At 45.8% G+C, this 26,739-nt stretch carries 14 protein-coding genes; 4 read left to right on the forward strand and 10 right to left on the reverse strand.

All coding sequences use genetic code 11. The features are described 5' to 3' along the window. Positions 1 to 39: 39 nt before the first annotated feature. The 5 genes from ACRRU2_RS10470 to htpG form a co-directional block, all read right to left on the reverse strand. Positions 40 to 1,728, reverse strand: coding sequence for a hypothetical protein (locus tag ACRRU2_RS10470; RefSeq protein WP_432501375.1), 1,689 nt, complete (start codon positions 1,726 to 1,728; stop codon positions 40 to 42). A gap of 14 nt (positions 1,729 to 1,742) precedes the next feature. Then, positions 1,743 to 2,984: a DegT/DnrJ/EryC1/StrS family aminotransferase gene (locus tag ACRRU2_RS10475; RefSeq protein ID WP_331699766.1), complete on the reverse strand. Its 1,242-nt coding sequence runs from the start codon at positions 2,982 to 2,984 to the stop codon at positions 1,743 to 1,745. A 327-nt stretch (positions 2,985 to 3,311) separates the two neighbouring features. Continuing rightward, positions 3,312 to 3,956, reverse strand: a complete 645-nt coding sequence (locus ACRRU2_RS10480; RefSeq protein WP_331699725.1) for a hypothetical protein — start codon at positions 3,954 to 3,956, stop codon at positions 3,312 to 3,314. Between the two features lie 20 nt (positions 3,957 to 3,976). After that, positions 3,977 to 4,945 (reverse strand): stalk domain-containing protein, encoded by a 969-nt coding sequence (locus ACRRU2_RS10485; RefSeq protein WP_432501377.1) that lies wholly within the window; start codon positions 4,943 to 4,945, stop codon positions 3,977 to 3,979. 285 nt (positions 4,946 to 5,230) lie between these two features. After that, the gene (htpG, locus tag ACRRU2_RS10490; protein WP_331699728.1) at positions 5,231 to 7,111 is read right to left on the reverse strand and encodes a molecular chaperone HtpG; all 1,881 of its coding nucleotides are present in this window, start codon (positions 7,109 to 7,111) and stop codon (positions 5,231 to 5,233) included. A gap of 381 nt (positions 7,112 to 7,492) precedes the next feature. Here htpG and ACRRU2_RS10495 point away from each other — a divergent pair, with 381 nt between their 5' ends. Beyond that, entirely contained in the window at positions 7,493 to 9,199 is a 1,707-nt protein-coding gene (locus ACRRU2_RS10495; protein ID WP_432501380.1) for a methyl-accepting chemotaxis protein, read from the forward strand. 110 nt (positions 9,200 to 9,309) lie between these two features. Here ACRRU2_RS10495 and ACRRU2_RS10500 read toward each other — a convergent pair whose 3' ends face one another. From ACRRU2_RS10500 to ACRRU2_RS10510, 3 genes are all read right to left on the reverse strand, one after another. Then, positions 9,310 to 10,188, reverse strand: coding sequence for a carbohydrate ABC transporter permease (locus ACRRU2_RS10500; protein WP_331699730.1), 879 nt, complete (start codon positions 10,186 to 10,188; stop codon positions 9,310 to 9,312). A 15-nt stretch (positions 10,189 to 10,203) separates the two neighbouring features. Continuing rightward, positions 10,204 to 11,169: an ABC transporter permease gene (locus tag ACRRU2_RS10505; RefSeq protein WP_331699731.1), complete on the reverse strand. Its 966-nt coding sequence runs from the start codon at positions 11,167 to 11,169 to the stop codon at positions 10,204 to 10,206. Positions 11,170 to 11,263: 94 nt separating this feature from the next. Next, positions 11,264 to 12,913: an extracellular solute-binding protein gene (locus ACRRU2_RS10510; protein WP_331699732.1), complete on the reverse strand. Its 1,650-nt coding sequence runs from the start codon at positions 12,911 to 12,913 to the stop codon at positions 11,264 to 11,266. Between the two features lie 346 nt (positions 12,914 to 13,259). Between ACRRU2_RS10510 and ACRRU2_RS10515 the strand changes: the two genes are divergently transcribed. Further along, complete coding sequence (locus tag ACRRU2_RS10515; RefSeq protein ID WP_432501385.1) at positions 13,260 to 15,560, forward strand: helix-turn-helix domain-containing protein; 2,301 nt, start codon at positions 13,260 to 13,262, stop codon at positions 15,558 to 15,560. A gap of 168 nt (positions 15,561 to 15,728) precedes the next feature. Here ACRRU2_RS10515 and ACRRU2_RS10520 read toward each other — a convergent pair whose 3' ends face one another. After that, the gene (locus ACRRU2_RS10520) at positions 15,729 to 16,313 is read right to left on the reverse strand and encodes a 50S ribosomal protein L25 (RefSeq protein ID WP_331699734.1); all 585 of its coding nucleotides are present in this window, start codon (positions 16,311 to 16,313) and stop codon (positions 15,729 to 15,731) included. A 253-nt stretch (positions 16,314 to 16,566) separates the two neighbouring features. Beyond that, entirely contained in the window at positions 16,567 to 24,744 is an 8,178-nt protein-coding gene (locus ACRRU2_RS10525; protein WP_432501387.1) for a GH36-type glycosyl hydrolase domain-containing protein, read from the reverse strand. A gap of 179 nt (positions 24,745 to 24,923) precedes the next feature. Between ACRRU2_RS10525 and ACRRU2_RS10530 the strand changes: the two genes are divergently transcribed. Next, positions 24,924 to 25,241, forward strand: a complete 318-nt coding sequence (locus tag ACRRU2_RS10530) for a winged helix-turn-helix transcriptional regulator (RefSeq protein ID WP_432501390.1) — start codon at positions 24,924 to 24,926, stop codon at positions 25,239 to 25,241. Positions 25,242 to 25,420: 179 nt separating this feature from the next. Then, positions 25,421 to 26,347 carry a DsbA family oxidoreductase gene (locus tag ACRRU2_RS10535; protein ID WP_432501392.1) on the forward strand — a complete coding sequence of 309 codons (927 nt, stop codon included), beginning with the start codon at positions 25,421 to 25,423 and terminating at the stop codon, positions 26,345 to 26,347. Positions 26,348 to 26,739: the final 392 nt, after the last annotated feature.

Genomic DNA, 26,739 nt, shown 5'->3' on the forward strand with positions numbered 1-26,739 from the left:
CCTCCTTGGGCTAGTTATCGTGCGAGTTCGAACTACCTCTTATATTGTATATTTGCGGCATAGAACACCAAATTTCAAGGCTGCCTGACCAGCTTCAGCTATTGCTTCTCCTTCAGGAAGAGGAACCCAAACAACAGCATTGCTTAAGCTTCCCTCTACGTTGAGCTGCCCGTTTTCACTTAGACCCTGGATACGAATTTGTCTTCTCGCTCGTTCCCATTCATTGATCTGTCTGCTCGTCCAGAAAACAAACCCGCGCTGTTTCGCTTCTTTGACCACTTTACGCAGAGCATCGGCTACATCCGGCAAGTTATCTATATGAACTTGATGGAACAAGAAGTGAGCGATTCCCTCGACTTGTTTAACTTGCTCCAGGAAAGGAACGAGAACACTGCTGTCCGTAACGTTTGGATTGTCTAAATCCTGTGTCAGAAATCCGATCTCTAAGACATCATAGAACCGGTTGTTTTCATCGAACAAAGAGATTGGGAAGTAAGGATGACAAGTGCCGAATAAAAATCCGACATTGCCTGTCTTGCTCGGTCCGCGTGTCTGGTCGGCTTTAATGCCTGCCGCTTCGCACCATGCGAACAACTCACCCCAACCTTCAAAACGTGTGTAGTGATTTTTATTGGAGATGATTTGATCCATATCAGCAGCTTGTTTCAACCAGTCTGCCTGACGGTCAAACTCGGCTTGGTCCCAATGTCCTCCGCCGATATCCAGAGCATTGTAGTGCAAAGCCAGCTCATGACCAGCTTTCTTAATGGCATCGAACATTTCCGGGCTGTACCCTGGCTCGATCATGCACCAGGTAGAGTGAATACCGCATTCCTCCAACACTTGCAGAGTAGTGGCTGCGCTTTTGTCGATATTATGGTCGCTGTCATGAGAGATGTGCGCGATATAGTCAATTCCATCTGGCCAATATCCCAGAAACGGAAGTGTCAGCCCTAATGACGTTACTTTCTTCAAAAGATGACCAATGAGCCGTTCTCTCCACAGATCTGCATAAGGGTAAGCGAAGTAAGGAGTTCCTTTCTCTGTGAAAGAGCGATCCAGCTCCCAGTCCATAGCTATTCGATCGTCGGCTTTTAGTATATTATCGTTGACAGCCGCACTGCCGTCGGGGGCAGGAACACCATCATCTATAACGGGGCCGATGCCCTGCTGCATCGTTACAATCGTATGCAAGATGTCGACGGACCAGCGATCAATCTGGCCTTGACCATACTTGAATTGCAGCAATACAGCTCCGGCTTCCGCTCCTTGGGCTGTGCCCGAGCGCAAACTGCCCGTCGCTTGCCTTAATCCCGCATTATCCGGGTTAATGCTCCATGGTCTGGCTTTTAGACAGCGCAGTGCATGCCAGTTGCTTGTACCGATCTCGCCTTCCAACACGGCGTAACCGACTGACAGATGCTGGCGCTCTGTGCAGCCTAGTATGCTGGCCATTCCATTTAGACCGGCATAGCTGATCAAATGTCCGCCTTGATCCACATAATCGAGCAATTGCTGCCTCGTGTTCTTATCTTCATCCGTCAGCGCAGCAACCAAAATATCCGGCTTAATCTCCGCTATTTGTTCAGGGTGATCGATCCGCACGTATGGCATGCCGACATGAGATAATATTTCTTTTATATAATTCCCGAAAACATTCAAGCCGTATTTCCTATGTTTTTCTGCAGTTTGTTGATCGATCAATATGCCAACGACAGCTGTTCTCATCTGTGTGATCTCCTTTATAAATGATAGTATAAAGCTACTTTGCGCACGCCTCTGATCATATCCTCTATGTCCTCATCCGTATAAAACTCATTAACAGGCATTCTCACTGCTGTCTCCAGAATTTGCTCCGCAATCGGACAGCTTCCTGGCTCATAGCTTGTATCAGTCATGTCAAAAGGGTAACTGCTTCCCAGATATGCTTGTTTTTGTTGAAAAAGAGGCTGAAGATACAAAGGTTTGGCTATATATCCTTCGCCGCAAGGCACTCCTTCCGCAATCAAAGCTTCGCAAAACTCGCTTCTAGTACAAGACAGTTCATCAAGCTTCAGGCGCATCATATAGAACCAATAGCTGCATTCTGCATCGGCTTCCACATGATGAACGGAAATTCCTTTGAGCCCTTTGAGTCCTTCGCTAATTCTGTCGCCTAGCGTTCTGCGCCGCTGGCAGATTGACTCTAGTTTGTCTAACTGGGCAATTCCTACAGCCCCTTGCAGTTCCGTCATCCTGTAGTTGGGAGCCAGGCTTTGAATATCTTTAATCACAACATTGTCGAATCGATGGTAATTTTTATCCGCAAATGCATGTGTGCGATAGAAATCCATCTCATCATCCGAATTGATGGTCACCATGCCGCCATCTCCGGTCGAAATATGTTTGAAATCATTCGTACTGAAACAGCCATAATCCCCGATGGTCCCTACATATCTGCCTTTATATTTCGCTTGATAAGATTGAGCGCAATCTTCTATGACGATTAAATTATGTTTGCGTGCAATCGCCATAATCGCATCCATGTCGCATGGATTGCCGGCAAGATGAACGACTACAATTGCTTTAGTGCGAGACGTGATGCACGCTTCGACCGATATGGGATCCATATTATAAGTATGAGGGTTCAGGTCGGCAAAAACCGGAATCGCATTTTGATATAAAATTCCAATCAATGTCCCCATGTCCGAAATCGGGCTTGTAATTACTTCATCGCCGACGCTGACTCCGGCAGTACCCAGAGCGATATGGATTGCGGCTGTCCCAGAAGAAGCAGCTACACTATAGCGAACATCGTGCATTTCATTAAATTTATCCAAAAAACGTTTAACCTTGCCTCCCAAATGGTAGAACAGTGTGCCTTGTTCTAATGCTTCAGTCAATTCCTTCAGCTCTTCCTGACCAAAACGCTGTCCTGTGCCGAACGGAGTTTGCTTCGTCTTTGTGCCCCCATGAATTGCAAGCTGCTCCTTTGTCCCATCCACGTTACTCAAATTACACACGACTCCTTTCTCCATCTCCGAATTTCACTTCTCGTTTCACCCTTCACTTCATTTACACTACGCGCTGTATCCACAACGCAATAACCTCACAGTTCACATTCAGGTCATTGCCTTGCACTTCTACCTTAGCCTGAACAGGAGCTGGACAGTAGTCTCAAAATGGATGAATTTATTCAAATATCACGTTCAAAAATAGCGAAAAACTCAAAAAAGAGAGCCGGATTAAGGCTCCCTTAGCAAGGATTGGACATTAGCCGATAACAAAAAAAAGCGCCCTGTCATTGTCATGACACGGACGCTCTGCATCGTTTACATTAGAATGCTAGTTAAAATTAGCATGACGATAAAATAAGCACCTACGCTGCTTACAATGTACAAAGCAGAAGACTCTTCCTTCACTTTATACATTTGGAACGCAGCTTGAACGGAAAAAATCATAGTTGAAATCAATGTAATTAGAAATATAGCCAACGCCAGCTTGATGGTCATAAACGCAAGTATGCCGGCAACAATAAATCCGACACCGGACAAATATTGCATTGCGCCCAGCTTCGTAATAAGCGCCTGAATCGATTGGCTCTCTTGCCCCTTCCACAGGCTAATGAGCCATAGCGAGAAGAACAGAGAAAGCAGCGATAAAATACCAAGCAAAATCATTTTGCCTATAAAAACACCTGTTCCCGATCCTACTCCTGTTAAGGCCGCAAGCGGATTGAAAAATATACCTTTCAAATAGCTGCTGACCGCCAATACTAACACGATGTAACCGACAAGCGATGCGCCCATACCGATTAATCCGTAAAGGAAGTCTTTTTTTCCATCCAGCTTCAAGGCTTCAAAAGGATTTTTGAGCAATTTAATAATTAATTGGATATCAACAGCAGCAGCTGGCTTATTATTATTGTTGTTATTATTAAGTATAACTAGATTCTCATCTTGAAACTGCTCACTCATACACTCTCCTCCTCATACAATTATTTTTGCTCTTCCGTGTAGCCTATAGAAGTATCAATTGCAATTGTACGGAGCTTAGCATCCCAATCCACGCCAAAATCTAGCGCGCTTGCTATATCTCTAAGTTTAAAGTAATTATTGCCGTCAATTTTGTAAGCAACCAGCTCTAGCTCTGCGCCGTCAAGATAAATCTTCGATTTCGTAGGCGCGGCTTTTTTCGCAGTCGGATTTTTGGTCGTTGCCAGCTCATTGCCGACTTTCGTATATGCTTTGCCTGACAGAAGCTCAATAGCATTGTTCTCGCTGTCCCAAGTTACTTCAAATTGCTTCTGAGAGCCATTGATTGCAGCTGCCAGATCACGCAGCTTGAAGTAGTTGTTCCCTTCGATGCTGTAAGCGTCAAACGCAACCTGCTCGCCATTAATAACGACCTTGGAGGAGGTCGGATTAGCAGCCTTTTCCTTCACTGCTTCCGCTGGCGTTTCGAATACAAAATTAAGATCGTATACGTCAAACACTACTTCATTATTTTTATCGAAAACATAGAATCCAAAAAAGAAAATATCATCTTCTAAAACATCCAGACCCTCTTTATTAAAATAAGACGGGCTAAAAATAGCACTGCCATCGCTGAATTTAGTTTGATAGGTTTCAAGAATTCCCGCGTTAAAGCCCTCAGGGTGAGACTCCAGCGTGTACGCCTGCTTGTCATCTGTTATTACTTCAAACAGCTGGTACGTGCCATTTGCGCTTTTCTTTGGCTTTTCAACAACGATTACATCGTACTCATATGCCTCGCCATCTTCATCATATATTTCGTAAGTTGCCTGTTCAATAAAGCCTGGAACAACTATTTGATAGCCTGTCTCTTCGTTAATCAGGTTGAATACCTCGCCTTTAAGCTTTGCTGCACTTACAGGCACTGCTGCTAATCCCATAACTAGAATGGCAGCTAAAAACATCGTAATAAATTGCTTGGTCTTCTTCATCGTTTCCTCCTAAAATGTTCTGTTATCTACTATGTATGTCGAACTCCACCTACATATTACCCCAAAATCTAGCAAGTTTCTATCCTAACTTTTGGATTTTTTAAAAAAAGTACTAGTTTTGAGCCTAAATTTCAAGGATAAACGGCTTCGCCGTCCTTTGGACAGGCGCGTTTACCGATGAAATATAAGTATAGATATAAGGTTACAAAAACTTATACTTTCTTATACTCCAAAAAAACAGCCCCGCTGAGGGACTGTTTTCGCTCTATTCGCTTTATACCAATTTTATGCCATTACCTTGCACATATCATTCGTGAACTGTACCGGATCCTGCAGCGGCAAGCCTTCGATAAGAAGCGCCTGATTGTAAAGCAGGCTTGTATACAAATTGAATTTATCCTTGTCGGATTCAAAAACCTTTTTAAGCGTTTGGAACACGTCATGATTCACGTTGATTTCCAAAACCTTTTCCGCCTTCACATTTGGATTGTCAGGCATTGCGCTTAAAATTTTCTCCATCTCAATTGTCACTTCGCCATCTGCAGTCAAGCAGACCGGATGGGAACGCAGACGCTTCGATACGCGGACGCTTTTTACTTTATCGCCAAGCAGGCTGGCCATTTGCTCGAATAATTCCTTATTTTCTTCATTGGCTTTCTCCGTAGCTTCATCCTGCTTTTCTTCCTCGATGCCAAGATCGCCGCCGGAAACCGATCTGAATTCCTTTTCTTTATAGGAAGCAATCATCTTTATCGCAAATTCATCGATATCCTCTGTGAAATAAAGAATTTCATAGCCCTTTTCAGCAACCAGCTCTGTTTGAGGCAAGCGGGCAATACGCTCATGAGACGGACCGGACGCGTAGTAAATATATTTCTGATCTTCAGGCATGCGCTCTACATACTCAGCCAGCGTAACAAGCTTCTCTTCCTTGGAGGAATAAAACATAAGCAAATCTTGCAGCTCTTCCTTATTGGCGCCATAGTCGCTGTAAACACCGTACTTCAGCTGGCGGCCGAAGGACTCGTAAAATTTCTCATACTGCTCTCTTTCATCCTTAACCATCGATTGCAGCGTGCTTTTGATCCGATTTTTAATGTTTTTGGCAATTTGCTTAAGCTGACGGTCATGCTGCAGCAGCTCGCGAGAAATATTTAGCGACAAGTCTTCAGAATCTACCATGCCCTTCACAAAGCTGAAGTAGTCCGGCAGAAGATCACCGCATTTGTCCATAATAAGTACGCCATTGGAGTAAAGCTCCAAGCCCTTCTCATATTCCTTCGAATAGAAATCAAATGGAATACGCTCGGGAATAAAAAGAATTGAGCGATAAACGACCGCACCGTCTGCGCTGATATGAATATGTTTAAGCGGCTGATCGAAGCCATAACGCTTTTCATTATAGAAATTCGTATAGTCCTCATCTGTCAGCTCGTTGCGGTTTCTGCGCCAGATCGGCACCATGCTGTTAAGCGTCTGCTCCTCTGTATATTCCTCAAACTCATTTTCCGCGCCTTCCTTTGGACGGCTGCTCGTCATATCCATCTTAATCGGATACTTAATAAAGTCAGAATACTTTTTCACAATCGCGCGAATACGGTATTGCTCCAAATATTCATCGTAATTGTCGTCCTCAGTATTTTGCTTAATCTTCATGATAATGTCTGTGCCGACGCTTTCTTTGGTCGCCTCTGTAATCGTGTAGCCTTCCGCGCCGCTTGATTCCCACATATAAGCTTTGTCGCTGCCCAATGCGCGGCTAATGACCTTCACCGATTCTGCTACCATAAAAGAAGAGTAGAAGCCAACGCCAAACTGGCCGATAATATCGTGGCCGTCCTTCAGCTCCGTTTCCTTCTTAAACGCCAAAGAGCCGCTCTTCGCGATAACGCCCAGGTTGTTTTCCAGCTCCTCTGCTGTCATGCCTATACCGGTATCGCTAATCGTTAGCGTACGATTATTTTTATCAATCGATAGCTTAATAAAATAATTATCCTTGTCGAAAACAAGGCTGTCGTCAGTCAGAGCTTTATAATAAATTTTGTCAATCGCATCACTGGAGTTAGAAATAAGCTCTCTTAGAAAAATTTCCTGCTGTGTGTAAATAGAGTTAATCATCATCTCTAACAAACGCTTGGATTCTGCTTGGAATTGTTTTACTTCCACTGCTAACTCTCCCCCTCATTCAATAACAGGCATCGCTGCTTGCGAATGCGCTTTATACTATATTAGCACTCTTGATACTTGAGTGCCAATTATACATTTTATATATCATCCATCAATTGGATTGTCAATATACTAACTAAAATTATTATAGGTATAAAGTCCTTAGATCTGCTAGTGTTAACCAAAACCGTTTCCATCTCCAGCAGATTTTTGCATTGTCTACATTCAAGCCCATTTCAGCATGACAGCTGGGATTCGTTAATCCTCTCAAATAATTGTAACAGTATGCCACAAACCAAAAGATAGGTCCTAAGAACTATATTCATCATAAAATAAAAAACCGATAATTATTCCATCTTAAACAACAGGAGCATGATGCATATGGGGCTAAAGAACATCAAAATTGGCGGTAAGCTGGTCATACTAATTGTATTTTCAATCATTATTTTCGGAGTGATTGGCATCACAGGCTTTAATTTCATGAAAACGATGATCAAAAATTCCGAAAGCGTTTTTATCGACGCCCTTCAGCCGATCAAGTGGCAAGATCAAATCCGCATCAACAATCAAATGATGGATGGCCACATTTTGGAAATGCTCTTAATACAAAACGATGAAGTGAAGCAGCAGGTAAACAGTGATATTAATCGTATTTTTTCGGAAAACGAAACGTTATCTCTAAAACTGGCAGCCAGCCTGTTATCAGAGGAAGAGAGGAAAAGATTTTTACTCTATGATGAAGCGTATAAACTATACATAGAGGATCTAAAGCAGCTGCAAGAGCTTGCTTTTACTGATTCTTCCAAAGGCTATGATTATTATTGGCATGAGGTGAAAGACAAGAAAGATAAAGCCAATGCCATATTAAAAGAAACCGGAGACTATTTGGAAGCCTATGCGGTAAACCTTGAAGCGAGTATTGATAGCAACTATAAATCCAGCAGAATGATCATTATCTTCATTATTTGCTTGTCTATCGCAGCAGAAGCCGTAATTGGGTTTATTATATACCGCATGATCGTTTCTCCGTTAAAGGAAATCCAGAGCTTGATGAGCAAGGCTGAGCAAGGGGATCTTACCGTAAGCGGCAGCTATAAATCAAAGGATGAGATCGGCCAGTTGACTGCCTCGTTCAACAATATGATGAAAGGTCAGCAAAGGCTTATGCTTAATATTAGCGAGACGTCTACGCAGCTTGCAGCCTCCTCCGAGCAGCTCCGCGCAGGTGCTGAACAATCAGGACAAGCAAGCGAGCAAATTGCTCATACGATTCAGGAGGTTGCCGAAGGAGCAGAGCGTCAGGTTGCAGCAGCTGCAGAAAGCAAAAGAGTCGTAGAGGATATGATTACAAGCATTCGCGCGATTACGTCAAATACACAGGAGCTGTCCGAAAGTGCAAATCTGGCATCTGAGGTTGCTTACGAAGGCAATGATTCTCTGCAAGCAACAATTGAGCAAATGAACTCTATCAACCTCTCTGTTACGCAGCTTGCCGAAGCAGTAAAAGCATTAGGCGAACGGTCACAAGAAATAGGCAATATTACAGAAGCTATTACTGAAATATCTTCACAAACAAATCTGCTTGCCTTGAATGCTGCAATCGAAGCGGCCAGAGCGGGAGAGCACGGACGCGGGTTTGCCGTAGTAGCTGCTGAGGTACGGAAGCTTGCGGAACGCTCCGCTCAATCAGCTAATCATATAGCCGAGCTGATAGCCTTTATTCAAAAAGAAACCGTTCAAGCCGTGCAAACGATGGAGCAAACAAGCCATGAGGTTACCGGGGGCATCAATATCGCTCATCAAGCCGGCGAATCCTTTACACAAATCATTAAATCAGTTGAGATGGTATTCCAGCAAATTCAAGAGGTTTCAGCATCCTCACAGCAGCTGTCAGCTGGCTCGGAGCAGGTGCTGCGCTCAGAAATCCGACTTTCTGAAATTGCCCATGAAGCCGCATCAGGCACGCAAAGCATTGCTGCCGCTACCGAGGAGCAGCTGGCGTCCATGCATGAAATGACGGCATCCTCCAATTCACTTGCCCATATGGCAGCAAATATGCAAAAGCAGATTCATGCCTTCAAGCTCTAAGCATGCTGCAATAATTGTCCTTCGTTAACAAATGCTCTCTGACTGCCATTGTTTTAATAAACAGTGACAGTCAGAGAGCATTTTTGTTCTATTTTATGCATGCGGCATTATTAGCCTTTAATTGCTCCAATCATAACGCCCTTCACAAAATACTTTTGCAGGAATGGATACAGACATAATATTGGAATAGTCGCTACAATTATTGTAGCGTATTTTATGGACTCGCCAATTGGCATTTTATCTCCGCCGCCGACTCCCGTTGTCATCGAATCGGTGCTATTCGTAATCAAGATTTCTCTTAATATTAATTGCAGCGGGAACAAATCGCGCGTGCGCAAATAGATCAGTGCATTAAACCATGAATTCCAGTGCGCGACACCGTAAAACAAAATCATTACGGCTACAACGGGCATGGACAGCGGCAGCACAACCCGGAAAAGAACGGTAAAATCGTTGGCGCCGTCCAGCTTTGCCGATTCCTCTAAGCTAACTGGAACCCCCTGAAACGATGTTCTCATAATAATCAAATTGTAGGCGCTCATAGCGCTCGGAATGATTAACGCTAAACGGTTATCCACCAATCCCAAATTTTCAATAAGCAAATAGGTTGGAATAAGACCGCCGCTAAAAAACATCGTGAACACAATCATAAACATAACCGGGTTTTTCCACATCACATTTTGCCTGGAAAGCGCATATGCGCCAAGCGAGGTCATTAATATATTCAGCGCTGTGCCTGCAACGACGTACAGCAGCGTATTTCCATAGCCTATAAGAATGGAAGGATACTTGAACACATGCACATAGGAATTAAAATTAAGTCCTTCCGGATACCAAATAAGTCCTCTAACCTTTACCAGCCATGCCGGATCGCTTAATGAAGCGAATAAAACATAGATGAATGGGTAGAGCGTAACTAGCGACAGCAAGGATAGTAATATAAAGTTTAAGCCGTCAAACAGCAGCTCGCCAACACTCCGCTTTGCCATATGCATCCCCCTCCCTCACCATAGCTTCGTTTCGCTGGTACGTTTGCTTATGGCATTTGCAAGTACCAATAGGGTGAAATTAATAATAGAGTTGAACAATCCGATCGCTGTGCTATAGCTGAAATCAGATTCCAATATCCCTTTGCGATAAACGAAGGTTCCTATTACATCCGCTGTTTCATAGGTTGTACTATTGTATAGCAGCAATATTTTCTCCGTGCCGACAACCATAAAGTTACCGATTTGCAAGATGAGAAGAATAATAATGGTAGAAGAAATACCCGGAAGTGTAATATGAAATACTTGCTTCCAGCGGCTTGCTCCATCTACCTTCGCTGCCTCGTACAAAGAAGGGTCAATTGAGGACATTGCTGACAAATAAATAATGGAGCCCCATCCCACACCTTGCCATATGTTAGATCCAACATATAATGTGCGGAACCAGCCGCTCTCCGATAAAAACGCAATCGGTTCAAAGCCGAACCAGGCAATTACATGGTTAATCAATCCGTCACGGGATAAAAAATCAACCATCATACCAGAAACAACTACAATAGATATAAAATGCGGCATATACGTAATCGTCTGCACAGCCCGCTTGAACATCACATTCCGTACCTCATTGAGCAGCAAGGCAAGCAGAATCGATGCCGGAAAGCTAAATAATAAATCATATAAACTCATTAAAATCGTATTTCGCAGCAATCTCCAAAAATAATAGCTGTTAAAAAAGCTTTCGAAATGCTTAAACCCTACCCAAGGACTATTCCATAAACCCAATCCTGGAGAAAAATCTTTAAACGCTATTTGTACGCCATATATCGGCAAGTAATGAAACACAATGTAGTAGGCGACTACTGGAAGCAGCATCATATACACATATTTGTTAAGCTTGAAATCTTTTATAACACGATACCGAAAGGTGCTTTTATTGACAGGCGCTTGACGGAGAGCCGTCTCTTCCTTCAAGGGTGCGGACATATTATCAGCCCTCCTCTAATTTGATTGCCAGTGCCGTTCCCGGTACATGGGGGCTGCAGCGGCAGCCTCCATGCACCAAACGATGCGCGGCAGATTAACGATTGTTGAAGCGGTCAAGCGCCGCTTGCCTTGCTTTGATAGCTTCCTCGATGCCCATACTCTTCATCGTTGCAACATATTTGTCAAAGTTGTCTAGCGATTCAGCTCCCATAATAAATTTGGTCGTCATTTCATCGCGGTAAGTTTTAACATCATTCATAATGGAAGCGCTCTTCGAGCTCTCCTCCGCAGTTAGCGAAACTGGCGGCATCAGCTTGGAATGATCAGCCTGCATCCAGTTTTTCTGTGCTTCGCGCTGCTGTTCCAATACATAATACTGCTCAATATAACGTTTATCCTGAAGTATTGGACCGCTCCAGCTTGCAATAAAATATTGCGCCATTGCTTGCGTTATCGGCAGATCGTCAGGGTTTTTCATAATCTTGTCTGTATAAGTCGGGTAACCGTCCTTCATCTCGTAGCTTTCGCCTTCAATACCAAAGTTAAATAGCATATGTCCTTCTTCGCCATATTTATAATCGAGCCATTTTACAATTTGCTCTGGATTACTGGCGCTGGAAGAAATAGCAGCTCCAATCCCGCTAAACGGGAAGGTATACTGACCTAGAGCTTTTCCGCCTGCTTCAAGAACAGGATATGTCGTGCCTGCAATTTCGAAGCTCGGATCCTCCTTCATCAGTTCGGTGTAACGTCCGATCCCGCTGCCTGCATAAGCCGTAAAGGAGCCAAGCTGATTGCCTGTTACTTTAGCATCCTTCAGCTTTCCGTCCTGGGTCATATAATCTTTATCGAGCAGGCCTTCCTTGTACCATCTTGCCATCAGCGTAAGGTATTCTTTGTATTCAGGCTGGATTGGGCCGTATTTCACAGTGCCGTTTTCATGGTAGAAATCCCCGGTAATGCCCCAAGCGCCAATAAATGCATGGTTTTCATCTGTTTCAGGCGATGGAGTTATAGTAAAGGAGTAAGGAATTTCATCCTTTTGAGAATTGCCATTCGGATCTCCATCGCGGAATGCCGTCAGCACATTTTCCCAATCAGCAATCGTCACAGGCAGCGGAAGATCTAGCTTATCCAGCCAATCCTTGCGAATAATTGGACCGTTAACACTTGAAAGCTGAGGATCTCCAAGCAGAAACGGCATCACATAAATGTTACCTTCATCAGTAGTAACCAGCTTTTTAAAATCTGGATTATCATTTAATATTTTTGTTAAATTTGGAGCATGCTCTTCAATCAGCTCATTCAAACGTATAATGCGGTTTTCTTTAATTAAGCTGTCTGGCCCTTTGGCTATCGTATTCCAGTTGAATTCAATAACATCAGGCAGCTTGCCGGAAGCAATCATTAGATTGAACTGATCCCTTTCCTGACCTGTAGGGGGATGCTGAAATTCAACCTTCGTCCCTGTAATTTTCTCAAGCTCCTTGTATGCGGCTATTTCATTGAAGCTTTTCATCGTCGCAGCAGCGTTTCCGTTTAAAGACACCCAGTAAGTAACAGACTTCGGATACTCAACCTCGGCTTTTGGCGTATCGGTTTGCTGAGCATTAGATGGAACGGATGAACTGCTTGCTTCAGGCGATGCAGCCGGCTTTCCTCCGCCCGAGCAGCCTGCAGCTATAGCAGCCATCAACAGGCAAGCGATTGCAATAATTGTTACTTTATTCATCTTTTGTGTCATCCTTTTTGACCCTCCTGCTTAATTATTATTGTTGCGGCGTGTTATCCGCTGATTGAATTATAGATGGCAACGCTTCCTGCTGCCTATATTCTATTGCTTTGGGAATAAACTGATCTTCGTTTTTAAGACCAACTGTTTTTTTCTATAATAAATCACTTTTAACTTGATAACATTATAATTTCCGCGGCCTATCAGACAAACCTTATCGATATAACCAACCGTTTTTATAAGCATAAACAATTATTAAGATTAGCCCATTTTCACCAGAATAAGGATTGATGTACAACATTCAATTGTGTTAGACTGGCACTCTAAAGGATAGAAACTTTAGGGGGTTGGATAAAAGATGCACCGTCGAAAAAAAGTTTTCCTAACTCTATGGTTATCCTACATAGCCATTCTCATCATTCCTGTAGCGATTGCCGCTGCCATGTACAGCAGCATGAGCAGCACGATGGTCGATAATGCTAACCGTTCCAATCTGGCCATGCTTGAGCAGATCAAGCAAATGAACGACAGCCAGATGCAGGAAATCGACAGGCTTATAATGCAGATCGCATCGCATCCCAAGCTCCAAACGCTATGGAGCCTGCCTGACAGCGAACGGTATATTCAGTACTACGAAGCTGTAAGCGCTTTAAAAAACATTAATAACGGCAACACGTTTGTTCATAATTTTTATATCCATTTGCGCAATCAGGATATGATTATATCGCCAACGTTAAAAACAGATATAAAAACATATTTTCGGATTATTTATCCTTTCAAAAATAAATCGGTGGAGCAAATTAAAGAGCAATATTTGACGGGCTACCACTTCAAAACCTATTGGCCGGCTATCAGCATCGGAGAGCCTGCCCAAAATGTCATTACAACAACGGTTTCGTTGCCGCTTGGAGAGAAGGAAAAGACAGCTGCTACGCTTGTACTTATGATCGATGAGGAAAAAATATTTAATATGCTGCGGCAAATTGAGTGGGCGAATAGCAGCTTATTGTATATTTTGGATGAAACAGGCCAAATGCTTACTTCCACCTCCGGCATAAATGAGCTGCCTCAAGAGCTAAGCGAAATAACTTTGGGCGCAAGCCACTATCAATCTTTTCAATTAAACGGGAAGCAGATGATGCTGTCTTATACAAAAGGGGAAAACGGGTGGCAGTATATGTCGCTTATTCCGAAGCAGCTTGTATTGAAAAAAGTAAACGAAACTAGAAGCTGGGCGCTTTGGCTGCTTGCTGTTACCTTTGTCGTCGGTTCAGCTGCTGCATACTGGATGGCTTATCGCAGCTACAGCCCGATCCGCAATATGGTGCTGACGCTTTTGAATGGCAAATCAGCGCCCGCTGCTTCAATGGGCAATGAATACGAATTTATCCAGTCCTCGATCCAACAAAATTTAGCTGAAGGAAAACAGCTGAAGCAAATGATTGACGGGCATGCGCCTGTAGTGAAGGCTTATTTTTTAATGCGTCTATTGAAGGGGCAGGCGGAGCCTGATTTATCGCCAGAAAGCTCCTTGGATTTCATGGGGCTGCAGCTGCAGCATGACTATGTATTTGTGCTAATCGTAGAAGTAAATGACTGCAGTGCTTTTATTAAAATGGATAATGAGCAGGAATGGGCGCTCGTGCGCTTTATTCTGTTCAATCTAAGCAGTGAAATGGCAGGACATAACGGATATGCCGTAGAGACAGAGCGCAATCAGCTGGCATTAATTTTTAATGTGAGCGATGCCTCCCAATCATCGCAAGCCTACAGGGAGCAGTTTATTCATAGCTTTAAGCAGGAAATTGAAGGGCGCTTCAAAATAAAAATAACGATTGCCTCCAGCTCGATCCGGCAAGGCATTTCCGAGATTGGAGGATGCTATCAGGAGGCGCTGAACGCACTCGATTATCAGATTGTTCGCGGCATCAGCTCTATCCTTTATTTTGAGGAAATGAAGGAGTCGGGCCTGACCTATTTCCATTATCCGCAGGAAGACGAAGGCAAGCTGCTGAACTGTCTGAAGAGCGGCGACTTTGCAGGGGCAGAGCAGCTGCTGGACCAATTGTACCGGCATAATTTCACCAGCAACAAAATTTCGCCTGAAATGGGGAAAGGACTTTTCTTCGGTTTGCTTGGCACTGTGATGAAGCTTTCCAACTCTTTAAAATTAGATAATCAGCAGCTCTTCCAGCATACGAGCGAAACAGTGAAGTTTATAGGCAGCAGTCTATCCTCAGAAGAAATGCTGGAGCAGATCAAGCAGCTTTGCCGGCTTATATGCAGCAGCATTGAAGAAGCAAAATCGCAGACCACGAATAAGCTCAATGATCAAATATTGGAGTATATATTGCAGCAAAGCTCTGATAACGGACTTAGCCTAACTTCGATTGCTGATCAGTTTGCGATGACGCCGCAATACTTGTCCAGCTTTTTCAAAAAGCATAACAATATGAATATAACTGATTTTATCGTCGGCATTCGTGTCAAAAAAGCCAAGTCGCTGCTGGAAGCTACAGGCTTGACTGTACAGCAGGTAGCGGAGAAGGTGGGCTACGCCACCGATATCGGATTTATTCGCGTGTTCAAAAAGCTGGAAGGCGTCACGCCTGGCAAGTTCCGTGAAATAGCACTCAGCAAAGATCAGTTATCATCGTAGAATACGTAAGGATAAACGGCTCCGCTGTCCTTTGGAAAGGCGCGTTTACCGCTAAAATATAAGAACCGGTATAAGAATACAAAAACATATCCATCCTTATATTGTAAGAAAAAACCTGCCTGAATCCCTTAACGGGCGCAGGCAGGCTTTTCCTATAGGTTATGAAATCTACTCAGCGGCTTCCTCTTCGGCAGCCTCCTCCGCTACTCGTGGTGCGGTTACTGACAATAAGTATTCATTAGCCGATGATACAAGAGCTACTCCTTCCGGCAGCTTAATATCGCCGCCTTGCAGTGTTGCACCAATATCAAAATCGCTAATATCAATCGTAATGGTTGTTGGCAGATTAGCTGGCAAAGCCTGAACCTCTATAAAATTGCTGTCCATTTGAATAATGCCGCCTTGCTTCGTCCCTTTAGCCGTGCCTGTAAACTGAATAGGAATTTTCGTACGCACTTCCTCGTCTTGCTTCACCCTTAAAAAATCAGCATGGATGTAATCCTGCGAAATCGGGTCTTTCTGTACATGCTCCAATAATACAGGGATTTTCTCCGCGTCACCAAGCTGAAGCTGAACTACACCTGCTCCGCCGCCTTTAGCCCACTGATGAAATTCCTTGCGAGATATATGAATCATAGCATTGTCCATACCTGAGCCAAAGATAATACCTGGTAAGCGTCCTTGTTTGCGCAATTGCTTTAATCCTGAACGATTCAAGTGCTGTCGTTGTTCCGCATGAATGGAAATACTCATTTTGTTTAGCTCCTTTAAAAAAATTATTGTGCCCCCAAAACCCATCGCCTGCTTCCGACTACTGATTTTGCCCCCACCCGCGGGGGTAAGCTGAGCACCATGACATCACCTCCAAGCTTGTAGAAAAATAAAAAAATAGATAGTAAGGCACCTCGTCTGTGTGACGAAATGCCTTGTTATCTATTACCTTAACATATTCAATTAATGGTGTCGAATTTAACGGCCAGCAGTCAGATTGTGCAAGGCTAATCCGTTACATTGTAATTTCTACCTTGTAAATACGGTCATCGTTAGCGATTGGAATTTTTGCACCTTCTTTTTTCTCGTCATCGCTAATCGCAATTTGCTGCCCGTTGATCTTCAGCAAGCTTACACCATTCGTTCGCTGCTCAGGATTTCTAACCTCAATATGATACTCAGCTTCACCTGCGCGGTATTGAATCGAATAGCCCGGCCAGTCGGACGGAATGCTTGGACGAATATACAAGTAGTTGCCACGCTTTCTAAGCCCGATAATCCACTCGACGCCGGCCTGATACATCCAGCCCGAAGCGCCGGTATACCAGGTCCAGCCGGCATGGCCTTTATTCGGATCCTCGGAATATACATCGGCAGCCATGACATAAGGCTCGCCTGCATATATTTTTGCCTCCTGCGCCGACTTGGCATGATTGATCGGATTAAGCAAATTGAACAGCTCAAACCCTTTACCGCCCTGCTCCAGCTTGCTCCAGGCGAGGATGCTCCAAATAACTCCATGCGTATATTGTGCGCCATTTTCTCTAATACCTGGCGGATAGCCTTGAATGTAGCCCGGGCTCGGGTTCGTTTCATCAAACGGCGGCGTTAATATGCGCGCAAGCTGCAGGCTGCGATCGACCAGCTCCTGGTCAAAGGATTGCATCGCCTGCTCCGCCTTCTCCTCGCTTGCCATGCCAGAAATTACTGACCACGATTGAGCGATAGCATCAATGCGGCACTCGGCATGCTCAATCGTTCCTAGCCATTGTCCAGAATCGGTAAAGGCTCTTCTAAACCACTTGCCATCCCATGCCTCATTGTTCAACGCCGCTACAAGCCGCTCATAGCATTGCGCATAACGCTGCGCTCTTCCCTCATCACCGTATTTCTTGCTAATTTCGCTGAAAGCAGGCAGCAGGCCGCCTAGAAACCAGCCCAGCCATACACTTTCTCCTCTTCCTTCAGGACCGATCATGCTCATGCCATCGTTCCAGTCGCCGATGCCGATAAGCGGCAACCCATGCTCCCCTACCGGCAAGCTGCGGTCGATCGCCCGGAAGCAGTGCTCGGCTATTGAGCCGACCTGCTCGGAACGCACCGTTTCCTCGTAACGCTCATGCTCGTCTGGTCCAAGCGGCGCGCTGTGCAGATACGGAGCTGTCAAATCCAATATTGAATCATCTCCGGTCTGGTCAATATAGCGGAGCACGGCATATGGCAGCCAGAGCAAATCGTCTGAGAAGCGGGTGCGTATGCCCCGCTGTGTTTCCTCATGCCACCAATGCTGCACATCTCCCTCTTCATATTGATGCTCTGCATGCAATAAAATTTGCGCCTTCGTCCGGCTGGGCTCGAAGTGCAGCAAGGCAAGCGAGTCCTGCAGCTGATCGCGATAGCCGTAAGCGCCGCCCGCTTGATAAAAAGCGGTTCTGGCCCATAGCCGGCATGCAATTGTTTGATACATTAGCCAGTGATTGATCATAATATCCAGTTCTTGGCTTGGAGTCGAAACCGATATCGTCCCTTTGATATTGTTCCAATAAGCAAGCACAGCCTCATACTGCTCGCGGCAAACATCCGAGTCACGATAGCGTATCGCCAGTTGCGAGGCGGACTGCCCGGAATCGGTGCAGCCCAGCAAAATATATACGTCTCTTTCCTCTCCTGGCTGCAGGCTCAGCTTCAATTGCATCGCACCGCAGCTGTTGGACAAAGCTCCAACCGTTCCAGAAAGCTGCTTGCGCCTCATGCCATCCGGCTGATCGACCGAGCCGGCTTGCCCGATAAATTCAAAACGGTCGGCTGTCCATGACAGGTCCTCGCCTTCCTCGCTGTTCATATTGCGTCTCTTGGCTGCAATAGTAAGGAAAGCATGCGCGTCGCGGAAGTTTTCCTGATAGGTGTTGTGGGCGATTAATGAATGACTGCTCTCATCATATTGTGTAATGACCATAGCTGCCTGATCTTCCCGATGTACACCGAGCACCCATTCAACGTAATAAGTTACTGAAAGCTCACGCACGTCTTCAGTCGTATTTATCAAACGCAGCTTCATCACTTTCACAGGATCCTTCAGCGGGACAAAAACAGTCGCTTGCTGGACGATGCCGTAACAGCTGCGCTCGAATCTCGAATAACCCTGTCCATGAATGGCAAGCGCCTCCGCATCCTCAAGCTCAAGCCGGCTCGGCACAGGCTGCCAGACCTCGCCGCTAAGCTCATCCCGTATATAACAAGCCTCACCTGCAGGATCAAGAGCAGGGTCGTTCGACCATGGCGTAAGCTTACATTCCCGGCTGTTGCTCCACCATGTGTACCCAGTAAACATTTCTGATATAATACAGCCGAACTGCGGGTTGCTCAGCACGTTAATCCATGGGGCAGGCAGCGGCTGATTTCTTCTTACTTTAATGCGATACTCGCTTCCATCAGCTGAGAAGCTGCCATAGCCATTATCGAACAAGCCGCTTTCCTCCAAGCCCTTCAGCTCCATCGTTGCATGCTGGTAGCGATTCGGCTGGGCAGCAACAGACAGCAGCCCGGAGCCGGCAGGCTCCTGCTTCTCCAGCGGGACGGTTTGGGCCTGCAGGCTGGGCCCATCTGCATGAACGACAAATCGGGCAGCTGCAAACAACAAATGCTGATCCGCTTGATCTGCAGATGCAGCTGATATCATTCTAAAGCTGCCGTAAGGTCCGTCCAGCCCGCCATAAAGCTGATCGGCCAGCCTGATCAGCTCGTCGCGCAGCTGCTGCTGATAGCCCTCAAGCGATTCATTCCATACTACAGCATCAAATTGCAGACCATTTCTCCATAAATAGACACATCCGGTAAACAGCTTGAGCAGAAACGGCAGCTGGCTTGTATCACTGGCTCGTATAAGCAGAATCGGACGATCGCCCGAAATGCCATGCGCCCATAATCCTTGCTGGCTGCTCTTCAGCGATCGTATCGCTTCCGCCTGCTGCTCCTGCAGTTCTGTCCGATAGCGAATCCGGCTGCCAAGCTGCTGGAAAGCAACAATATCGTGCGGCTTAATATGCAAATGAGCAAGCTCGATCTGGCTGTAGGTCCAGGCAAGCTGCTTCGATCTGGCAATTTGCTGCCGGTCCGATAAGCGGATAGCCAGCTCGACCGCTTGATTGCGGCTGTCCGCTGCGCCTGTAATCATAACAAGCTGGGCTGTTTTGCCTGCTTCAATCCGGATGCGGCGCCGCATGACAAATGCCGGGTCAGCTACCGAGCCTGTTTTGCCGCTTAATCGCTCCGTTATGCCCTTTGGTTGGCGAAGGGAATAGCCGCGTCCTATAAACTGCGCCCGATTCGTTTCATATTCAGCTGCGCCCAGCCCCTCATCTCCGACTACATAAAGCCTGTGGAAAACCCATAGCGGCTTATCGCTTGCTTGACGCGGCCGCTTGTTGGCAAGCAGGCTGCCGGACGCTGCGTCCATTTCCGTCTGAATAAACAATCTCGAGAAAGCAGGATGCGCTTTGTCGGCTTCATGTCCGGCCATTGCTATTTCCATAAACGAGGTAATCTCAAGCACCTTTGCTTCCTGACTTTTATTCGTTAAAGTAAGCTCCCGTATTTCAGCATTCAGCTCTGGCGAAACCGATACATCCAGCATGCTTCCCACATCATCATATTCACTGTAATACAACGTTTTTTCCTGAAAAAATTGAACGCGACTGTTTTCTTGCTCGATTTGACAAGGCTGATACGCAGGTGACCAGAGCTTGCTGCTGCTGGCATTGCGTATATATACAAATACGCCCCACGGATCAAGCACAGCATCCTCACGCCAACGGCTTATATCGAGGCCATTATACTGAATATAGCCGCTGCCGCTATTCGTTACAGCAGTTGTAAAGGAGCCGTTCGACTGAATATTTTGTTCGATCGCATGCTTGCCGTCAGCTTCAAATTGGCGCAAGGGACCTGCTTGTCTATTCCCGATTGCTGCTTTGCTCGACTTAATTGTTAATTCCCGCTTCATTAGAGCTGAGATTGGCGGAATGCGCTCGGTAAGCAGCAGCTCTGCAGCCTGTACGCGCTTGTCTTGATGGAAATAGTCGTACATGGCAACCGGCAAAAGCATATTCGCCAGTGTGAGCATACTCATACCCTGATGATGCGCCATAAAGCTGCGGATCACTTTATATTCACTGCCTCTTGGCAGGCGGCTTGGTGTGAAGTCAATCGCTTCATAAAAGCCATATTGGCCGCGGGCTCCGATAAGCTCCAGCTCTCTTAAATTGTCCATGCCTGCTTCAATCGCATAAGGCAATGCCATGATGGACGCGTATGGCGCCACAACGAGATCCTGCTCCAATCCCCGCTTGAAGCCGAGGCCTGGAACGCCAAAGGCCCGGTATTGATAGTTCATGTTGTAATCGAAGGCATAGTAGCCTGACTCCGATATGCCAAACGGTATGGCATTCTCCCGCGCATAATCGATTTGCCGCTGAATAATGCCTTTATACGTACTGTCCCAAAGCGTATTGGCGTAGGTCCTCATAATAAGCCAAGGCATCATATATTCAAACATCGTCCCCGTCCATGACAGCAAGTAAGTATATCCAGCCGCCTGCTTCACAGAGCGGCCAAGCACGGACCAGTGTGCAACTGAAATTTGGCCAAGCGCAATCGCTACAAAGCTGGCCTGCCGCGCTTCAGAGGCAAGCAAATCGTACAATATCGTATCGCGCTTATCCGTGTCGGCATGATAGCCAAGCACAAATAATTTCGCTTTGTCGTCATACAATTGACGGAAATCAGTAGCGGTAATCAAATGCTCCAATCGATCAATCTGATTGTCCATCCTGTGAATAAATTGCAGCTTCTGCTCTCTTTCCTCAGCTGCTTCAATCGCCTGCAGCTTGTAGCGCTGCTCTGCTAGAAGACGGACTAGCGCTTGCTTGACTGTCATCATACTGGCTACAAAATTTCCTGAATCTACAGTGGAGACATAGGCAGGATGCAATACGCGCAAGCTTTGCGTATCGTACCAGTTAAATAAATGCCCATGCCACTTTTCCAGCTTTTCAACAGTAGTTAACGTTCGTTCCATTCTGTCCAGGAGCTGCTCGGCAGTAATAAAATCGAAATCGCGTGCTGCAACAATTGACGTCAGCAAAAAGCCGATATTGGTTGGCGAAGTGCGATGCGCTACGCCTTTATCCGGTTCGAGCTGTACGTTGTCTGGCGGCAAATAATGATCCTCTTGCCCCGCATATGCCTCATAGAAGGCCCAAATTTCCTTGGCCAGCCGCTTCAGCTCATGCTTTACACCTTCATCCAGCGGCCTGCGTGCCGCTATGACCGGCTGATCCAGCCAGCTGGCGAGCATCGGAGCAACCGCCCATATTAAACAAAGGATGACGGTCAGCCACCTCGCTGATAAAGAAGGCTGAATGATGGCGACTATGACTGCAAGAGCAATCAATGCATAGCCTCCGCCCACAAAAACGAGCGGAAGAGATGCATAGGAGCTTTTTCTCGCACGCTCGACATGCGAGGAGCTGGTCCATTCAAGCAAATGACGCTTGCTTACTATTAAGCGGTATAACGTTTTGCAAATAGCGTGAAGCAGCAATGCCGTTTGAAAAGGCAGCATCACAAATTGCACTGCAGCCTGAAACAAAGCGACGCTCACTCTGCGCAGCTGCTTCTCTTTGTAAATAGAAGGCAGCTGCCTAATTGCAGGCAGCAGCAGCGTAATCGCCAGCACGAGCATCCAGCGCAGCAAAGAGCCCGGCAAAATCGTAACAGCAAGTAATATTAACAGAAAGTAAGCAATAGGCAGCAGACTTCGTCTAAGATTATCGATAAGCTGCCATTTTGTAATGATCGATAAGTCAATGGGCATCAATTCGCCGCGCCGATTGTGGAGCGAAGGAAGCAGCCAGCAAATAAGCTGCCAATCTCCTCTTACCCAGCGATGCAATCGTTTCTGATACGCAACAAAGGTAGACGGATGATCATCAATCAGCTCTACATCGCAAAGAAGACCTGCTCTCAAAAAGCCCCCCTCCAGCAAATCATGGCTAAGCACACGATTATCTGGAATTCGCTCGCACAGCACCTGATAAAACACATCGACATCAAATATGCCTTTCCCTGTAAATATTGCTTCTGACAAAGCATCCTGATAAGGGTCGGACGCAGCGAACACATACGGGTCTATGCCTGGCTCTGATGATAAGAATGCCAGTCTGGAACGCAGTGCGGACGGATGGCTGACGCCAATTCTTGGCTGCAGCACACCATAGCCCTCCACTACCCTTGTGCCGGCCGTATTAAGCCTTGGCCTGTTATAAGGCAAATGAATAGCGCCGATCATTCTCGCTGCAGAGCTGATCGGAAGCTGAGTATCCGCATCTAACGTAATAATATAACGGATAGCTGAATAAACCTTGCTATCTCCAATCTGGTAGAAATAGCTCGTATCCTGGCTGCCTTTGAGCATATCGACAAACTCAACCAGCTTCCCCCGTTTCCGTTCCCAGCCCATATAAATATTTTCGGACTCATTCCACTTCCTTCTTCTTTGTAAAAAATGGAACGTCGTGCCCGTATGGTTATAACGGTCATTCAATTCGTCTATTCGGGCTTTTCCGGTTTCAAGCAGCGCTTGATCCTCAGGCTTCACTTCTTCTCTAGAGTCTGTAAAATCCCCTAGTAAAGCAAAGTGGATATGGCGGTCGCGATTGGCCAAATAATGGATTTCCAATTGATCTGCCAGCTCATTGATTTCCTCAGCCGACGACCAGATAGCCGGAATCACAACCATCGTCGCTGCATCAGCCGGTATTTTTTCCGACAAGTCAAGACGGAGCAGCGGCCGCGGGCGGCACAGCTTCTCAATGCCGTAATGCGTAATTGACATGACCCATTCGCTCATCGGCCAAATTGCCACAAGCAGCATACAAACCCATCCGAGCCATCCGATTCCTCTGCCAAGCCCAACCCAAGCGCCTGCTAAAATGGTTAAAATAACAAGTAAAATAACTGAACTGCTCATATATGTGCCTGCCGCCCGTTCTGAAAACATGCGTCTCATGTCAGGGCTTGTTTTGCTGCATGCCTTTAATGCGCGCAGCAATTGCTTCACCCCGGCCGGATCAAGCAGGTAGAAGGCTACAAACACAGAGCGGGGAGCTGGCTCTTTATTACTCTCATTCTGTTGCTTATAGCCATTAGCCAGCTTCACCGCTTGCTGGGCGATAAGATTTTCCGGCACCTTCAGCCTTGCTGCCAGCTCTGCTGTGCGGCTGAGCAAGGAATTGCGGCTGCTCGCATCGAGCAAGCCATAATCCTTCTGGCTTTGACGATACGTTTGGTCAGGCAGGCACAACTGTTCAGCAATACCTTGCCAGTCCATTCTTTCAATGGAGCGCATGCTCGTAATCAAGCTTCCTGCTGTCAATTGATAGGAAGCTTGCAGCTGATACTCATATGTAATGATCTGGTTTAAGTCCTCGAGCCCATTATCATATTGGCATTGCAGCCACTCTCGTACAGTTTGCGCGTCGCCTTGCCATTCCCGCAAGTGAGCAATTAAATGGACAATCCATGGACCTGACAACGGCATCTCCACCTGTGCCTCGCGCAGCTTTTGCTGTATAATCTCTGCGTTTATTTGCTCAGGCTCAATGGAAGACAACAGCTTGTCAACAGCCAGGCAAGCCTCTCTTCTTTCTTGAACAAGAGAGACTACTTCGGCTATTTGGTCCAAAAAAGCAGCTCGCAGCACAATCGGCAGCGACCATATTTCGTTAATAGTCAATACAGCAATTTCCTGATAAGCATTTACAAAAGCCAGAAAGGAGCTCTCGCTCCATACTCCGTCCACAACGGATAAATATTGCTTGCAGATGGCATGGATACGCAATTGCTCGCTAGTTTTCATATAGGGAAGATAACGCAAATTTCTCTTTTCAAGCTGCAGCTTGAGCTCCTCCGCCTGCTCCTCCAGAAATTCCGAGTTATCAAGCAGCCACTCATCTGCCGGCTGTGAGCAGATATGCGCTTCTCGATTCAAGGATAGAACAGAAGCGCGAATTTGTTCAATATGCTTTGCAACGCCTGCGTTTAAGTAACGCGGCTGTCTGCTTTTTATTTTTGGCGAATGCGATAGTGCAAGCTCATGTGCCTTACTGCTTAATGTTTGCAAATGATAAGTCATATTTTCCTCCGAGGTCACAATAATCAAGCTGTCAGAACTGCAAAAATTATTAATTGGAACAATCAAATTATTTCCATTAACATGAGCTTTTATGAATTTAATTTATTTCTTTGATATACTAAGTATACTTGATATAAAAATTATATCTGATATAATTACGTTAGAAGGCGGTGATTCCATTGAAGGTATGTCCTTATCTGCATTATTCGTTCCAGGTGCTGGGCAAGAAATGGAATGGATTAATTGTTCATTATTTGTCTTTGCAGCCAGATGGCAAAGCGCATTTTTCAGATATTAAACGGGATTTGGAAGAGATTACACCGCGTGCGCTTTCCATCAAGCTGACGGAGCTTATCGAGCTTGGCCTCATTCACAAGCAAGTAACAGCAAGCACGCCAATTGAAATTTCTTACGCGTTAACAACAAAAGGAATGGAATTAACGAAAGCTCTTGCACCTGTGCAGCAATGGGCACAGCAGTTTATGGAAGAAAAATAGACTCAGCAGTTTGTGAATGTTAAATAGGTTGGGCTTGTTTAAGAAAGTAAAAAGGGTGAGCAGTTTGTGTACGTTAAATAGGCTTGGTTCGGCTTGTTTATGGAAGTAAAAAGGCTGAGCAGTTTGTGTACGTTAAATAGGCTCAGCCTGTTTAATGAAGGAGAAAGGGTGGATATAGTATGAAAAACAATCCGATGGCTTGTGATTTAACTACAGGTATTTGTGGAGATGCGGGGGAGTCTGGCGTATTCGAGCTGGTGGATCTTAACGCGCCAGTGAAGAAGATTGATCTTTATTATGCAACCGATCCAATTTGCTCGCATTGCTGGGCGCTCGAGCCGGTTATGCGCAAATTTGTTAAGCAATACAGCAAGCATTTGAACATCCGCACAATTGCCGGCGGTTTGCTTGCAGGCTGGGACGGATTTGCTGATGTGAAGAATGGAATCGGCAAACCTAGCGATGTTGCTGGGCATTGGCGCGAGGTTGGGGCGCATTCCAGAATGCCGATTGACGGCTCAGTTTGGGAACATGATCCCATTATGTCCTCTTACCCGCCGTCAAAAGTATTTAAGGTTATCGGGCAGCAGGATGAGAAGCTTGCATCTGTATTTCTTCGCAGAGCAAGAGAGGCTGTATTTGCATTCGATCGCAATATCGGCAAGGAAGAGGTACTTATCGACATCGTTAATGGGATTGGTTTGAATGGTGAAGGTATCGTAGCCAAAGCGGGCGAGCCGGCTGCCCAGGAGCTGCTGGAGCAAGATTTCGCATTAGCTGCTTCTCTGGGTGTTCGCGGTTTCCCGACAATTATTATGGTAAATGAAGATAAAAAAGGTGTTAAAATTGTTGGGGCGCAAACGTTGGAGCATTATGCTGCCGCACTAGAGCAGGTGCTTGGAGAGAAACCAGCTGCCGAACCGATGCCAGCACTAGCAAGCCTGCTTCAAGAGGAAAAACTGTTGTTTTCCAAAGAAATTGAGACTGCTTACGATATAGACCGGGATGAAGTGCAAACCTATGCAGAGCAACAGCTGGCCGGGCTTCCTTATAAAAAGCAGGAGCTGCTGGGCGAACTGTATTATACGTTGGAAACTGCTGATTAATTTAGCGGATAGCCACTACAGCCATTGACACGCTTGATCACTGTGCTGTCCCTCTAAACATAAATAGAAACGGCGCGTCTTTGGCTAAGGATGCGCCGTTTCTCGATGAGAATTCTCCGTTCCCTTGCCCTTCTTTTTTGCTTGCCAAAGGTTGCTCGACGAATCGACATTCTGGCCAGCTAAGGGGGTTGAACCCTGACAAGTGCAACTGTTAAGGCTTGATCCTGCGAATATCGGACTGGTGAATGTCGCAAAGTATGCCAACTATAAGTAGTTTGGAGGAAGCGCCGACTGGTTGTGTATGATTTTACATATACAATTGAGGTTTTTGGAACATTTCAGCGTATTGTGTATGAATTTTCATATACATTGAGCCGTTTGGAGGAAGCTCC

The organism is Paenibacillus sp. GXUN7292 (assembly GCF_050864975.1).
Classification (GTDB): domain Bacteria; phylum Bacillota; class Bacilli; order Paenibacillales; family Paenibacillaceae; genus Pristimantibacillus.